This is a genomic window from Streptomyces sp. NPDC034670 (genome assembly GCF_055574875.1).
In genome coordinates this window covers 178,204-192,158 of sequence record NZ_JBVITR010000009.1, presented here as the reverse complement: position 1 = coordinate 192,158, position 13,955 = coordinate 178,204, and the positions used below count along the sequence as shown (strand labels likewise).

Genomic DNA, 13,955 nt, shown 5'->3' with positions numbered 1-13,955 from the left:
CCCCCCCCCCCCCCCCCCCCCCCCCCCCCCCCCCCCCCCCCCCCCCCCCCCCCCCCCCCCCCCCCCCCCCCCCCCCCCCCCCCCCCCGCGCCCGCTCAGTCCACCTCCGCCACCGCCTGCGCGAACTGCGCCCGGTACAGCCGCGCGTACGCCCCGCCGGCCGCCAGCAGCTCCTCGTGCGAGCCCTGTTCGACGATCGAGCCGTTCTCCATGACGAGGATCGTGTCCGCGTCCCGGATCGTGGAGAGCCGGTGCGCGATGACGAACGACGTGCGCCCGCGCGCCAGTTCGGCCATCGCCTTCTGGATCAGCACCTCGGTGCGGGTGTCCACGGAGCTGGTCGCCTCGTCCAGCACCAGGATCACCGGGTCGGACAGGAACGCCCGCGCGATGGTGATGAGCTGCTTCTCGCCGGCGCTGACCCCGCTGCCCTCGTCGTCGATCACCGTGTCGTAGCCGTCGGGCAGGGTGCGGATGAACCGGTCGGCGTGGGCCGCCCGGGCCGCCTCCTCGACCTCCTCCCGGGTGACCTCGCGGGAGGCGCCGTAGGCGATGTTCTCCGCGATGGTGCCGCCGAACAGCCAGGTGTCCTGGAGCACCATGCCGATCCCGGCGCGCAGCTCGTCCCGGGACATCCGCGCGATGTCCACGCCGTCGAGGGTGATGCGCCCGCCGGAGACCTCGTAGAACCGCATCAGCAGGTTCACCAGCGTCGTCTTGCCGGCGCCGGTCGGGCCGACGACGGCCACCGTCTGCCCCGGCTCGACCTTCAGCGTCAGGTCCTCGATCAGCGGCTTGTCGGGGTCGTAGCGGAACGACACCTGCTCCAGCGCCACCCGCCCGCGCAGGTCGGCCGGCTTCTCGGACGGCTCGGGGTCGGCCCGCTGCTCCTCGGCGTCCAGCAGTTCGAAGACCCGCTCGGCCGACGCGACGCCCGACTGCACCAGGTTCGCCATCGAGGCGATCTGCGTCAGCGGCATCGAGAACTGCCGCGAGTACTGGACGAAGGCCTGGACGTCGCCGATGGACAGCGCGCCCGACGCGACCCGCAGGCCGCCGACCACCGCGACCAGCACGTAGTTGAGGTTCGACACGAAGAACATCAGCGGCTGCATGACGCCGCTGTTGAACTGCGCCCGGAACCCCGCCTCGTACAGCGCCTCGTTCTCCTCGGCGAACCGCTTCGCCGACTCCTCCTGCCGCCCGAACACCTTCACCAGGGTGTGCCCGGTGTACATCTCCTCGACGTGCGCGTTGAGCGTGCCGGTCGTGCGCCACTGCTGCACGAAGTGCGGCTGCGACCGCTTGCCCACGCGCGTGGCGACCGCGAACGACAGCGGCACGGTCACCAGCGCGACCAGCGCCAGGATCCAGGAGACGTAGAACATCATCGCCAGCACGCCGATGACGGTGAGCAGCGAGTTGATCAGCTGGCCCATCGACTGCTGCAGCGTCTGCCCGATGTTGTCGATGTCGTTGGTGGCCCGGCTGAGCACCTCCCCGCGCTGCCGCCGGTCGAAGTACGACAGCGGCAGCCGCGACAGCTTCGTCTGCACGTCCTCGCGCATCCGGTACATGGTGCGGTTCACGGCCCGGTTCACCAGGCGCGTCGCCACCGCCATCAGCAGGCCGGCGGCCCCGAACACCGCCAGCGCGAGCAGCAGGACGTTCCCCACGGCCGTGAAGTCGACGCCCTCGCCGGGGGTGAAGTCGGTGCTGCGGAGCATGTCGGCGACCTCGCCGTCGCCGCGCTCGCGCATCGAGTCCAGCACCTGCTCCTTGGAGGCGTCCGCGGGCATCCCGCGTCCGACGATGCCCGCGAAGACCAGGTCGGTCGCCCGGCCGAGGATCTTCGGCCCGACCACGCTGAGCCCCACGCTCAGCACCACGCAGGCCACCAGCCCGCACATCGTCAGGCGTTCCGGCCCGAACCGGGCGAGCAGCCGCTTGGTGGATCCCCTGAAGTCCATCGTGCGCTGGTCGGGGCCGCCCCCGGCCATCATCCGCGCCGCAGGCCCCGCCATCAGGCAGCCTCCGCTTCCGTCAGCTGGGAGAGCACGATCTCCCGGTAGGTCTCGTTGTCCGCCATCAGCTCGTGGTGCCGGCCGGTGCCGACGACCCGGCCCTCGTCCAGCACCACGATCCGGTCGGCGTCCCGGATGGTCGCCACCCGCTGGGCGACGATCACCACGGTCGCCTCGGCGGTCTCCCGCGCGAGCGCCTGCCTGAGGGCCGCGTCGGTGGCGTAGTCGAGCGCGGAGAAGGAGTCGTCGAAGAGGTAGATCTCCGGGCGCTGCACCAGCGTCCGCGCGATCGCGAGGCGCTGGCGCTGACCGCCGGAGACGTTGGTCCCGCCCTGCGCGACCGGCGCGTCGAGCCCGCCCTCCAGCCGCTCGACGAACTCCTTGGCCTGCGCCACCTCCAGCGCGTGCCACAGCTCCTCGTCGGTGGCGTCCGGACGGCCGTACCGCAGGTTGGTCGCCACCGTCCCCGCGAACAGGTACGGCCTCTGCGGCACCAGGGAGACCGTCCGCGCCAGCAGCGCCGGATCGAGGTCCGCCACCGGCACGCCGTCCACCAGCACCTCGCCGTCGGTCGCGTCGAACAGCCGGGGGACCAGCCCGAGCAGGGTGGACTTGCCGCTGCCGGTGGAGCCGATCACGGCGGTGACCTCGCCCGGCCGCGCCACCAGGTCGACGCCCTTCAGCACCGGCTCCTCGGCGCCCGGGTAGCCGAAGCCCGCGCCCCGCAGCTCCAGGTGGCCGTGGCGGCGCAGCTCGGTGACGGGCGCGGCGGGCGGCACGACGCTCGAGGAGGTGTCCAGCACCTCCTGGATGCGCTCGGCGCACACCTCGGCGCGCGGCACCATCATGAACATGAACGTGGCCATCATCACGGACATGACGATCTGCATCAGGTAGGCGAGGAACGCGGTCAGGTCGCCGATCTGCATCCCGCCGCCGTCGATGCGGTGCGCGCCGAACCACACCACCGCGATCGACGACAGGTTCACCACCGTCATGACCACCGGGAACATCAGCGCGAGCAGGTTGCCGGTGCCCAGCGCCACCGCGGTCAGCTCGGTGTTGGCCTCCCGGAACCGCCGCTGCTCGTACGCGTCCCGCACGAACGCCCGGATCACCCGGTTGCCGGTGATCTGCTCGCGCAGCACCCGGTTCACCGTGTCGAGCCGCTCCTGCATGGTCCGGAACAGCGGGCGCAGCCGCCGCACGATCAGCGTCACGCAGATCCCCAGCACCGGCACCACCGCGACCAGCACCCCGGACAGCGGGACGTCCAGCCCGAGCGCCATCACGATGCCGCCCACGCACATGATCGGCGCCGACACCATCAGGGTGAACGTCATCAGGGCCAGCATCTGCACCTGCTGGACGTCGTTGGTCGTCCGGGTGATCAGCGAGGGCGCGCCGAAGCGGCCGACCTCGCGCGCGGAGAACGACTGCACCCGGTCGAACACGGCGGCGCGCACGTCCCGTCCCAGCGCCGCCGCGGTCCGGGCGCCGTAGTACACGGCGCCGACGTTGCACACGACCTGCACCAGCGAGACGCCGATCATCAGGGTGCCGCGGCTCAGGATGTGGCCGGTGTCCCCCCGGACCACCCCGTCGTCGATGATGTCGGCGTTCAGCGCGGGCAGGTAGAGCGAGGCGCAGGTCTGCAGGAACTGCAGCAGCACCAGGAGGGCGACGGGTCTCTTGTAGGGCTTGAGACGGTCACGCAGGAGTCTTGTGAGCACGCTGGGTTCTCTCGGAGTGGTCGACGGGGGCCTCGGTCGCCCGTGGCCCCCATCGTCGAACACCCCACCCGTGTTACCCCAGCGGTTCTACCGCGCCGGGCGTGCCGCGCGGTCAGGGCCGGAAGGCACCCGGATGGGTCTGCTCGCGCACCGACACGAACTGCTGGCGCACCGCCTGACCCACCGCCAGTTCCTCGCCGGGGTCCAGCACCTGCGCCGCCGCGCCCCGCCAGACCGGCGGGGTGCGCGGGTCCAGGACGCCCTGGGAGACGCCGAGCGCCCAGGCGGCCTGCCGGGCCGCGCCGATCGCGCCGTAGTCCGCGGGCTGCGGCACCATCACCTGCGCCCCGAACAGCGACGGCGCCGCCGCCTGCACGGCGGGCAGCTCCGCGACCGACCCCAGCAGGAAGACCCGCCGCACCTCCACGCCCCGGCCGCGCAGCACGTCCAGCGCGTCCGCCAGCCCGCACAGCATTCCCTCGAACGCGGCCCGCGCCAGGTGCTCCGGCCTCATCGACTCGCGCCTGAGCCCCGCCAGCGTCCCGGCGGTGTGCGGCAGGTTCGGCGTCCGCTCACCCTCCAGGTACGGCAGCAGCACCAGCCCGTGCGCCCCCGGCGTCGACTTCATCGCCAGGTCGGACAGGCTCTCCAGGTCGGGCACCCCGAGCAGCTCCGCCGTGCCGCGCAGGGTCCGCACGGCGTTCAGCGTGGTGACGACGGGCAGGTGCATGCCGGTCGCGTCGGCGAGGGCGGTGATCGTCCCGCTCGGGTCGTACAGCCCCTCGGGGTGCACGGCCATCACCGACCCGGACGCCCCCAGCGACACCACCGCGTCGCCCAGCCCTATCCCCAGCCCGAAGGCCGCCGCCATCGTCTCGCCGGTCCCGGCGGAGATCAGCAGCCCCTCCGGCGTCGTCCCGGCCGCCTCCGCCGGGCCGATCACCTCGGGCACCAGGGCCTGGTGCCCGAGCGCCAGCTCGATCAGGTCGGGGCGGTAGCCGCCGGTGGCCGCCGCCCAGTAACCGGTGCCGGAGGCGCCGCCCCGGTCGGTGGTCCGGCGCGCCGGCCGGCCCAGCAGCTGCCACACCAGCCAGTCGTGCGCCTGCAGCAGCATCGCCGTGCGCGCGGCGTTCTCGGGCTCGCTGCGGGCCAGCCAGCGCAGCTTGGTCACCGGCTGCGCGGCCTGCGGCACGCACCCCACCGCCTGCGCCCACGCCTCACGGCCGCCGAGCGCGTCGAGCAGGTCGGCCGCCGCCACCTGCGCCCGCTTGTCGCCGCCGACCAGGGCGGGACGCACCGTGTTGCCCTGCGCGTCCAGCGGCACCAGCGCGTTCTGCTGGGCGGAGACCCCGATGGCCTGCACCCCCTCCAGCAGCCCGCCGCCCGCCGCCTCGCCCAGGGACAGCAGCCAGGCCTGCGGATCGACGTCGGAGGGACGGCCCCCGCCCGCGGGGCCCTCCACCGGGTGTGGCGCATATCCCTGCCTGAGCACGGCCCCGGTGTCCGTGTCGCAGACGACGATACGAGTGAAATCGGGCGCACTGTCCAACCCGGCGACTATCCCCATGACCGAAATTCTGCCGCACCCCGGGACCCCGCCGCTCCGGACGGGCGGGCCTCAGGTGTTGCTCGTGCCCCAGTCGTCCTCGCCGGAGCCCTGGGCGGAGCGTTCGCGCAGGGTGCGCACCCGGTGGGCCACCGAGTCGGGCATGCGGTCCCCGACCTTGTCGCTCACCACGTGGTACGCCTTGCCCGCGAACTCGCGGCCCTGCTGCGCCGCGGTCTCCGCGGTGTTGCGCACGGCGGGGTTCTGCGCGAACTGCCGCGCGGACTTCTTCAGCTGCTCGTAGCGTTCGCGTCCGGCCCTCGTGCCCAGCACGTAACCCAGAGCGACTCCGGCGACGAACGTGAGCCGGTAACGCATGGCGGCCACCCTTTCCTCTGCTCAAGTGTGCGTAGGTCTTCCGGTGCGGCTCGCGCGGGGAGTACCGATTGGCGGAGCACCCCCCTGCTTGCGCTAATGTATGTGTCGCAGCGAGCGCGCGCCCCCTGGCGGATACCCAGGGAGGTACGTTCGATGCAACGAGGCATTCCTCCGTAGCTCAATTGGCAGAGCAGCCGGCTGTTAACCGGCAGGTTACTGGTTCGAGTCCAGTCGGGGGAGCTCGGTCCTCCGTAGCTCAATTGGCAGAGCAGCCGGCTGTTAACCGGCAGGTTACTGGTTCGAGTCCAGTCGGGGGAGCATGCTGAACGAGGACCCCCTTGGGGGTCCTTTTTCACGTTCTTCCACGTTCGCCGGAACCGTACGGGCCCGGACGCGGTCTCCATGGTCACGAAGGCCGTGCGCAGCCGCCCAGCCGAGGCAGGAGATCGTATGAGCGGCTATGCTGCGGCAGACGGCGCGCACACATGTACGCGACACGCCGCCATGGGGCGGTAGCTCAGCCGGTTAGAGCAACGGACTCATAATCCGTCGGCCGTGGGTTCGAGTCCCACCCGCCCCACCTTCCGCCACGCGCGCGGGCACCGCGTGCCGCGCGTGGCCCCGGTCCCTCAGACCCCGGCGTCGCCGCCGGTCCCGGTGGGTTCCTCGTCGTCGCGCTCGCCCTCCGCCTGGGAGGGGGTGGCGCCCGGCTCGGGGTCCGTGGTGGGTTCCTCGTCGTCGCGTTCGCCCTCGGCCTGGGACGGGGTGTAGTGCTCGGTCATGGTGAGTGCCTCCTCGTCGCGGAGCAGGTGGCCGTCCGCCGCCGGGCGGCCGCGAGGAGCGCCCGGTGGTGCGCGGGCCGGGTACCCCTCGCGGGGCCGGTGTCACCGGCACCGGGCACACGCGTGTCTGCCGGTCGCGTACCGCGCACCGGCGGCGGGGCCGCCCGGTGGCGGACGGCCGTCACGCGACGAGGGCGGCGACCGGTCCGCCCGGGATCCGCGGCCCCTCGGCCCGGCCCTCAGGGCCGCCGGCGCGCCAGGGCCCGGGTCAGGGCCCCGCGGACCTCCGGCGGCAGGGGGGCGCCCTCCGCCTCCGCGCTGGCCGTCAGGGCCGCGGCGACCGCGCGGAGCTTGGTGTTGGACAGCTGGGAGGCCTCCCGGAGGATGTGCCAGGCCTCGTCCGAGGTGCAGCCGTACGTGGCCATGAGGATGCCGCGGGCCTGGTCGATGACCGGGCGGGAGGCGATCGCCCGCCGGAGCTGCTCGACCTCGGTCTGCAGCATGTGCAGCCGCTCCGCCCGCTCCCGGGCCACCGCCGAGACGGCCCGCGCCGGTACGCCCTCCGGAACCGGGGTGCGCAGCGGGTCCGTGGTGTCGAGGCCGGCGAGTTCCAGGATGCGGCGCGGCTGGCCGTTCCAGCGGGTGGCCGTGACCGGCACCGCACGCCGGCGGCCGTGGTCGCGCAGGACGTCGAGGAACTCCAGTCCGGCGGTGTCCATGAAGTGCACACCGCTCATGTCCAGGTCCACCCGCGCGGTGCCGGCGGGCAGCCGGGCCAGCCTCTCGGCCAGGGCGGGCGCGCACCCGCGGACGAGTTCGCCGCGCGGGACGAGCAGGGCCCGGTCCGCCTCCATGCGCCCGCCGATGACCAAGGTGTTCGTCCTTCCCGGGGAGGGGGGTGGTGCCGCGGAGGTCATGTCACCGCCTTGTCGGTCCTCGTGGGTGGTCGTCGGACGTTCGGGTGGGCCCGGCCGCCGTCGGAACCGGGGCGGTAGGCTGCGCACGCTGCACTGCGGGTGCGCCTGCCCGCCCTGCCGCCCCCTACACGCCGGGCCGGGGAATGACCGGGAACCGACGGGGTACGTGCCGGTCCGTAACAGGGGGAGACGGTGACGGGGACGGGACGTCACCGACCGCACGGGGCCGGGATCCCGGAGCCGTTCCTGACGGTGTGCCCGCTGGAGGGGTGCCGTGGCGTCCGCGCGGCCGGAGAGGTCGGCCCGGCCACGCGCACGGTCTGGGAACGCTTGCTGGACCGGGCGGTGCGCGAGGGCGAGGGCGCATACCACCTGGAGCTGTCCGGGGTGACGTTCGTCGACGTCGCGGGCGACGACGCCCTCGTGGCCGCCGCCGGGCGGCTCGGGGACGGGCGGCGGTTCGTGGTGCGCCGTCCGCCGCCGGCCCTGCGACGGGTGCTGGAGATGCTCTGGCCCGACCATCCGACGATCGAGGTGTCGATGTCATGAGTGCCGCGGCCGAACAGGCGGGGACCGCCCCCGGCCCCTTCGTCCACCCCGCCCTCTTCCACCGGGACGCGCTGACCCTCCCCTTCGCCGCCGGGTCGCTGACCCGGGCCCGGCACCTCGCCACCGACGAGGGACGGCGGCTCGGCCTCACCGGCGTCACCCTGGAGGACCTGACCCTCGCCACGGCCGAGCTGACCACGAACAGCGTGGTGCACGGCGGCGGTTCGGGGGTGCTGCGGGTCTGGGGCGAGGGCGGTCACGTGCTGTGCGAGGTGCGCGACCGGGGACGGCTCACCGATCCGCTCGCCGGACGCCGGCCCCCGGTCCGCGAGCGCGGCGGCGGACGCGGGCTGCTGCTGGTCAACCTGATCGCCGGCCTGGTGCGGGTGCACACCGGCGACGAGGGCACGACGGTGCGGTGCTGGTTCACCCGGTGACGGCGCCCCGGAGGGCGGGGCCGGCCGGGCTCAGGCCTTGAGCGGATCCAGCACCATCGGCGCGATCTTCCCCTCCAGCATGGCGCCCAGCCCCTCCACGGCGCACACGTCCGGCCGGTCGGCGATGTGCACGGGCATGCCCGTCGCCTGACGCAGCATCTGGTCCAGGCCCGGCAGCAGGGCGCTCCCGCCCACCATCATGATCCCGCGGTCGGCGAGGTCGGCGACCAGGTCGGGCGGGCACTCCCGCAGCACCCTGCCGATGCCGTCGAGGACGGCGGTGAGCGGCGTCTGGGCGGCCTCCCGGACGGCGGCCGTGTCGACCTTCACGGCACGGGGCAGGCCGGTGACGACGTCCCGTCCGTGGATCTCCGTCGACTGCGGGCCCTCGGACACGAGCCCGGTGCCGGACAGCGCGAGCTGCAGCGGCCGCACGGACTGGCTCGGCAGCACCAGACCGTGCCGGTGGCGCAGGTGCTGCACGATCGCGTGGTCCACGGCCTCACCGCCGACGGAGATGCGCTCCGCCGTCACGATCGCCCCCAGGGAGAGCACCGCCACCTGCGTGGCCGCCGCCCCGCACACCATGACCATGGTCGCCTCGGGGAGTTCCACGGGCAGGCCGCAGCCGACGGCGGCGGCGATCAGCGTGTCGACCAGTTCCACCCGGCGGGCGCCGAGGCCGACCAGGGTCTCGATCGTGGCGCGCTGGGCGAGCGGGTCGGCGTCGTGCGGGGTGCAGGCCGCGGCGCGGAGCAGGGGCTTGCGGCGCAGCGTGCGGCGGGTCCTGTCGCCGAGCAGCTGCCGCAGCATGCGCTGCGCCATCTCGATGTCGACGACGGTGCCGCCGGAGACGGGCCGCACGACGCGGATGTACCCCGGTGTGCGGCCCGTCATCTTCTCCGCGAACTCGCCGACCGCGATCAGCGCGCCGGTGCGGGTGTTCACGGCGGCGACGGACGGCTGGTCGACGACGAGACCGGATCCCTTGACGTACACCCGGGTGCGGGCCGCCCCGAGGTCGACGGCGAAGTGGCAGCGGCGCAACTGCTCCAGAGTGGCGGTCACGGCAGATCCTCCCGAGTGCGGACCCAGCGGCCCGCCGGGCGGCGGACCTCTCCGCCATCGTGCGCGGGACCGGGGGCGGGCGCCTTTCCTGGAGGGCCGGGCGGGGGGCCGCTGAACGGGGGTCGGGTCAGGAGCCGCGCGGGCGGGGCAGTGCGCGGGCGGCTTCCAGGAGGGGGTCCAGCGAGTCGACGACGTGTGCGCAGCCCGCCTCGCGCAGGTCGCGGCGGACGGCCGAGGCGGGGGCGTAGCCGACGAAGCGGAGGCCGGCCTGCCGGGCGGCGGTGAACTCCGCGACCGACGAGCCGACCAGCACCCCCGTCGCAGTGGTGGACCCGGCGGACGGGCCGGACGCGCCCAGCGCCCGCAGCAGGCGCTCCGGGTGGGGCATGAGCGGACCGGTGCCGTCGCCGCGGCCGTGGATCGCGGCCAGCGGCAGCCGGTGGGGCAGCAGGCAGCGCCGGACGGCCCGCTCGCTCACGTCGCTGACGACGACGACCCGCCGGCCGGACGTGTGCAGGGCGCGCACGAGGGCGACCGAGCGGTGGGTCAGGGGCGCGTCGGGCGCGGCCCGCAGCTCGATGGCGTCGAGGCGTTCGCGCAGCAGCGGGCCGAGCCGGTCGTGCGCGAAGGCGCGCAGCACCTCCAACGGGTGCGCGGGCGTGCCCCGGGGGACGTCACCGGCGACGGGCGGGCGGCCCTCCAGCGCGTCCTGCGGCGGGCGGTGCTCGGCGACGACGGCCAGCAGCTCCAGGGCGGCCTCGCGGGCGGTGCGCGCCGAGAACAGCCGGGCCAGCGGCCCGTCGAAGCCGATCAGCACGGTGTCCGCCCCGGCCAGGGCGTCGGCCGGCGGTTCCGGCCCCGGCCGCTGCGGTTCGGGCAGCGGCGCGCCCTCGCGGGCCAGCCGCACGGAGCAGGACACCGCCAGACCCGGTACCGGCCAGGTGCCCGGCCCGGCACCGACCTCGCGCTGGGCCGCGCCCGCCCGGCGCACCGGATGGCGGCGGGTGACGCGGCCCGCCGCGTCCAGCAGGTGGGCGAGCAGCCGCTCGGCCACGCCGGTGACCTCGGCGCGGACGAACGCGACGGGGTCCGTCACGTGCCAGGACAGCTCGACCGCCGCGGTGAAGGCACCGTTCCGCGCGGCGGGCAGGGTGACCGTGTGCCGGGCCTGCCGCGGGATGAGGTCGACCAGGTAGTAGGTCACCGGGTGGGGCCGGCGGGTGCCGTACGGCCGGATCGGGTCGAGCAGGGTGAGCGTGCCGTCGGGGCCGGTGTGGACGACGGCCGTGCGGCCCGGCACGGGCGTCCCCAGCTCGCGCAGGTCGTGGGCGATGGACGGCCCCCGCACCAGGTCGCGGGCCGGGGGACCGGCGTCCGGCGGGCCCAGCGGGCAGTACCAGGCGACGGGCGGGGCGGACGGTGCGCCGGCGGGGAACACGGGCCGGAACCGCAGGGGTCCGCGGGCGGCGGAGCTGGCGGCGAACTCCCCGTACAGGGCGGGCGGGACGACGACCACGGCGTCGGCGCCGGCCCGCACGCGCGGTGGCACCGGCGGCGGCTCGGACGGCCCCTGCCAGAGCAGCACCTCCAGCCGCGGCGGGTCCGTCAGCCCCGCGAGCACGCCGGGGAGTCCGCGCAGGATCGCGACCAGGAGGGGCAGCAGGTACGCGCCCGGTTCGGTGCGCACGTCGTATCCGTCGGGCAGGACCCGCACCTCGTACTGCCGGGGGGCCAGGGCGCTCCGGGAGAGGAACTCGTGGACGGCGTGCTCGAGGGCGATGCGCGCCTCCGGGCGGCCGGTCAGGTCGTCCGCCCGGAAGGTGACCGCCGCCCGGGACGCGGTGTCCGGCGGGGGCGGCCCGGCGGCCCCGGACAGCCGGCGCGCGCTCTGCGGGCGGACCGTCGCGATCACCTCCCCGGCGGCGGTCGCGGTGGGCGTCCCGGAGGGGGACGGGGCCGACGCGAGGAAGTCGCCAGGCGCGCGGCCCGCGCCCTCGTCGATCAGGCCGCCCACCCGCTCCAGCAGCTCCGTGGTGCGGTTGCGGGCGGTGCGCGGGAGGCCGCGCAGCAGCAGCTCCCGCACGCCGGGGCGGAAGGCGTAGGAGCCGGGCGGGCCGGGGACGGCGGTGAGCATGCCGCTGAGGATCACCTCGGCGAGGTGCCGGGGCCGCGGGTCCGGGTCGGTCGCGGCCTGCACCAGGCGCATGACCGGCAGGTCGGGGCGGCCCAGGGCCAGGTGGCCGGCCAGCCGGGACGCCTCCGGGGAGGCGGACGCCCTGAACCGCAGGACGAGTTCCTCGGGGGTGAGCCGGCCGACGTCCGTACGGTCGTCGCGGTCCGCGGGCAGCGGGCGGCCCAGGGCCGCCACGGCGGCCGGGACGTCGAGGCCCCCCGGGGAGGCGACGAGCGACGCCCAGTTCGCCAGCCAGTCCGGTCCCGGCTCCAGCACGGGGAGCGGGACGGTTCCCCACGGGGCGTACGCGTCGCACGGGTCGTCGTACGGGGTGAAGGCGAGGGTCGCGGCGGGGGCGGCCGGGTACGGGGCCGACAGCAGACCGGGCACGGCGGGCAGCGCCGTGTCGTGCCACAGGTGTTCGGGCAGGGGCTGGACGACGGCCAGGGGCATGCGGCGGGCCCAGCGGTGCAGGGTGCCGTACCAGAGGGAGCCGGCCGGGCCCTCCCTCCACTGCGGACCCATGCAGTCGCTGAGGACGAGGGTGACGGCACGGCCGTCGGCCGCGGTGTGCGCGCCGGGACCGCGCACCGTGCCGTCCGGGTCGGCGCGCAGCAGGGTCACCGTGCGGAAGACGCCCGACTGGGCCAGCGCGGTGTGCAGTTCGCGGACCAGGGGCCGCCAGACGGGCATGGTGGGGCCGGCGTCGTGGACCAGGTTCAGGCGCAGCCACCGTTCCCGGGCGGGGCGCATGACGGGCAGCCAGCAGTCGGGGCCGGCGCCCAGGCGGGCGAGCCGGTCGGCGGTCGCCCGCTCGTCCAGTTCCCGTCCGACGGGCGACTCCACCCGGCGCTTGAGCGGACGCAGGGCGCGCTGCAGCGCCAGGGGGCGGCGCAGCATGGGCGGTGCCGGGGCCAGGAGGGAGGTGTGGGGGCCGGTTTCCGCGGGATCGGCTTTCGCGGAGCCGGTCCCCGCGCCGGAGGGCCGCGGGCCGGGGGGCCGGGCCGGGGAGGGCAGGCGGAGCGGGGTCCGCGGGGAGTCGCGCTCCTCGGCCCCGGGGGCGGGGCCGGGGTGGTCGGGACGCGGCCCGACCCGGGGTTCCGGGGGCGCGGGGGCGTCCGCCCCGGCGCCCGTGTGCCGTGCCAGCCAGAGCAGTTCGGCCAGTTCCAGCGGGGCGGGGCGCCGCCCGCCGGCCGCCCGGGCCAGGACGTCGGCCAGGCGGGCCAGTGGCCGGGGGGAGCCGGGGCGGTCAGAAGCCATCGGTGTGCGGGGCCTGTCCCAGGTACGGCATCAGCCGCTCCGCCAGCTCGTCCACCGAGTCGGCGGGGAGCTCGGAGGAGCGGGCCAGGTAGATCGCGTTGAGGAGCTGGTCGGTGGCCAGTTCGCCGGTGCCCGCGCGGGACAGGAAGCGCTCGATCAGGCTCCGGGCGTACGCGTCCGGCTCGCCCAGGTGGGCGCGGACGATCTCGGTGAGGTGGCGGTCGTCCGGCTGGCGCAGGCGCAGCGTGACGCAGCGGCGCAGGAAGGCGGGCGGGAACTCGCGCTCGCCGTTGCTGGTGAGGACGACGAAGGGGAAGGAGCGGCAGCGGACCCGGCCGCGGACCACCGGGACCCGCTCGTCGGTGCCGTCGATCATCACCTCGGCCCGCCCGCCGGGCAGGTGCCGGGCCGAACGCACCAGCTCGGGGATCTCGTACTGGCCCTCCTCCAGGACGTTCAGCAGGTCGTTGGGGAGGTCGAGGTCGCTCTTGTCGATCTCGTCGATGAGCAGGGCGCGGGGACGGGCGTAGGGCAGGAGGGCCGTGCCCAGCGGGCCGAGGCGGAGGTGGTGTTCGACGCCCGCGTCCTCCGGCGCGCCCGGCCGGTCCGCCGACTGCCGCGCCGCGTACAGGCGGGAGAGCGGGTCGTACTGGTAGAGGCCGTCGTGCAGGGTGCTGCGGCTGGTGATGTTCCAGCGCAGCACCGGGCCGAGGCGCAGTTCACGGGCGACCGCGTAGGCGAGCGAGGACTTGCCCGTGCCGGGCGGCCCGGTGACCAGCAGCGGGCGGCGCAGGTACAGGGCCGCGTTGACCAGCTGGACCGTCTGCGGCGTCGCCTGGTACGTCGCGGCGCGGTGGGTGCGGTCGGGGGAGAGGGCGGCGGTGTCGGCGGCCTCGTCCGGCGGGTCCAGCACCGGCCCGCCGTCGAAGGCCCGCCAGGGCGGGGGCGGCGGCACCCGGTCGATCCCGTCGTGGGGTTCCTTCGTGCCGGTGTAGACGGGCCACAAGGGCATGGGGCTTCTTCTCCGTGGGGGTCGGCGGGAGGACGGTCGGGGCCGGTCCGCGGGTGGGGGCGGGGGCCGGCGGGCG

General features: G+C 75.3%; 10 protein-coding genes, 3 tRNA genes and 1 pseudogene. 5 read left to right on the top strand and 9 right to left on the bottom strand.

Annotated features, from left to right (window positions below; all coding sequences use genetic code 11):
* Positions 1-95: 95 nt before the first annotated feature.
* The 4 genes from ACZ56B_RS09935 to ACZ56B_RS09920 form a co-directional block, all read right to left on the bottom strand.
* A complete protein-coding gene (locus ACZ56B_RS09935) occupies positions 96-2,024 on the bottom strand; it encodes an ABC transporter ATP-binding protein (protein ID WP_468788105.1) in 1,929 nt (642 codons plus the stop codon).
* A complete protein-coding gene (locus ACZ56B_RS09930; RefSeq protein WP_468788103.1) occupies positions 2,024-3,757 on the bottom strand; it encodes an ABC transporter ATP-binding protein in 1,734 nt (577 codons plus the stop codon). Before ACZ56B_RS09930 ends, ACZ56B_RS09935 begins: the two co-directional genes overlap by 1 nt.
* 112 nt (positions 3,758-3,869) lie before the next feature.
* The gene (locus tag ACZ56B_RS09925; protein ID WP_468788101.1) at positions 3,870-5,324 is read right to left on the bottom strand and encodes an FGGY family carbohydrate kinase; all 1,455 of its coding nucleotides are present in this window, start codon (positions 5,322-5,324) and stop codon (positions 3,870-3,872) included.
* A gap of 51 nt (positions 5,325-5,375) precedes the next feature.
* Positions 5,376-5,681 (bottom strand): YtxH domain-containing protein, encoded by a 306-nt coding sequence (locus ACZ56B_RS09920; RefSeq protein ID WP_468788127.1) that lies wholly within the window; start codon positions 5,679-5,681, stop codon positions 5,376-5,378.
* 167 nt (positions 5,682-5,848) lie between these two features.
* Here ACZ56B_RS09920 and ACZ56B_RS09915 point away from each other — a divergent pair.
* From ACZ56B_RS09915 to ACZ56B_RS09905, 3 genes are all read left to right on the top strand, one after another.
* Positions 5,849-5,921, top strand: a tRNA-Asn gene (locus ACZ56B_RS09915).
* Positions 5,922-5,926: 5 nt separating this feature from the next.
* Positions 5,927-5,999, top strand: a tRNA-Asn gene (locus ACZ56B_RS09910).
* A gap of 188 nt (positions 6,000-6,187) precedes the next feature.
* Positions 6,188-6,261 (top strand) — tRNA-Ile (locus ACZ56B_RS09905).
* A gap of 49 nt (positions 6,262-6,310) precedes the next feature.
* Here the strand turns inward: ACZ56B_RS09905 and ACZ56B_RS09900 are convergent.
* Together ACZ56B_RS09900 and ACZ56B_RS09895 are read right to left on the bottom strand one after the other, a co-directional pair.
* The gene (locus ACZ56B_RS09900) at positions 6,311-6,463 is read right to left on the bottom strand and encodes a hypothetical protein (RefSeq protein WP_468788100.1); all 153 of its coding nucleotides are present in this window, start codon (positions 6,461-6,463) and stop codon (positions 6,311-6,313) included.
* A gap of 239 nt (positions 6,464-6,702) precedes the next feature.
* Positions 6,703-7,380, bottom strand: a complete 678-nt coding sequence (locus ACZ56B_RS09895; protein WP_468788099.1) for an ANTAR domain-containing response regulator — start codon at positions 7,378-7,380, stop codon at positions 6,703-6,705.
* A 192-nt stretch (positions 7,381-7,572) separates the two neighbouring features.
* On the opposite strand from ACZ56B_RS09895, the gene ACZ56B_RS09890 reads away from it, so the two are divergent.
* Both ACZ56B_RS09890 and ACZ56B_RS09885 read left to right on the top strand, forming a co-directional pair.
* Entirely contained in the window at positions 7,573-7,929 is a 357-nt protein-coding gene (locus tag ACZ56B_RS09890; RefSeq protein ID WP_468788098.1) for an STAS domain-containing protein, read from the top strand.
* Positions 7,930-7,994: 65 nt separating this feature from the next.
* A pseudogene (locus tag ACZ56B_RS09885) lies at positions 7,995-8,366 on the top strand (ATP-binding protein); the annotation flags it as partial.
* Between the two features lie 30 nt (positions 8,367-8,396).
* Here ACZ56B_RS09885 and ACZ56B_RS09880 read toward each other — a convergent pair.
* From ACZ56B_RS09880 to ACZ56B_RS09870, 3 genes are all read right to left on the bottom strand, one after another.
* On the bottom strand, positions 8,397-9,434 hold the full coding sequence (locus ACZ56B_RS09880; protein ID WP_468788097.1) for a rod shape-determining protein: 1,038 nt from the start codon (positions 9,432-9,434) through the stop codon (positions 8,397-8,399).
* Between the two features lie 127 nt (positions 9,435-9,561).
* The gene (locus ACZ56B_RS09875; protein WP_468788096.1) at positions 9,562-12,867 is read right to left on the bottom strand and encodes an SAV_2336 N-terminal domain-related protein; all 3,306 of its coding nucleotides are present in this window, start codon (positions 12,865-12,867) and stop codon (positions 9,562-9,564) included.
* Complete coding sequence (locus ACZ56B_RS09870; RefSeq protein ID WP_468788095.1) at positions 12,857-13,879, bottom strand: AAA family ATPase; 1,023 nt, start codon at positions 13,877-13,879, stop codon at positions 12,857-12,859. Before ACZ56B_RS09870 ends, ACZ56B_RS09875 begins: the two co-directional genes overlap by 11 nt.
* Between the last annotated feature and the right edge of the window lie 76 nt (positions 13,880-13,955).

Coding starts and splice junctions, on each gene's coding strand:
- ACZ56B_RS09935 (WP_468788105.1), bottom strand. CDS start 2,024: ATGGCGGGGCCTGCGGCGCGGATGATGGCCGGGGGCGGCCCCGACCAG.
- ACZ56B_RS09925 (WP_468788101.1), bottom strand. CDS start 5,324: ATGGGGATAGTCGCCGGGTTGGACAGTGCGCCCGATTTCACTCGTATC.
- ACZ56B_RS09920 (WP_468788127.1), bottom strand. CDS start 5,681: ATGCGTTACCGGCTCACGTTCGTCGCCGGAGTCGCTCTGGGTTACGTG.
- ACZ56B_RS09900 (WP_468788100.1), bottom strand. CDS start 6,463: ATGACCGAGCACTACACCCCGTCCCAGGCCGAGGGCGAACGCGACGAC.
- ACZ56B_RS09895 (WP_468788099.1), bottom strand. CDS start 7,380: ATGACCTCCGCGGCACCACCCCCCTCCCCGGGAAGGACGAACACCTTG.
- ACZ56B_RS09875 (WP_468788096.1), bottom strand. CDS start 12,867: ATGGCTTCTGACCGCCCCGGCTCCCCCCGGCCACTGGCCCGCCTGGCC.
- ACZ56B_RS09870 (WP_468788095.1), bottom strand. CDS start 13,879: ATGCCCTTGTGGCCCGTCTACACCGGCACGAAGGAACCCCACGACGGG.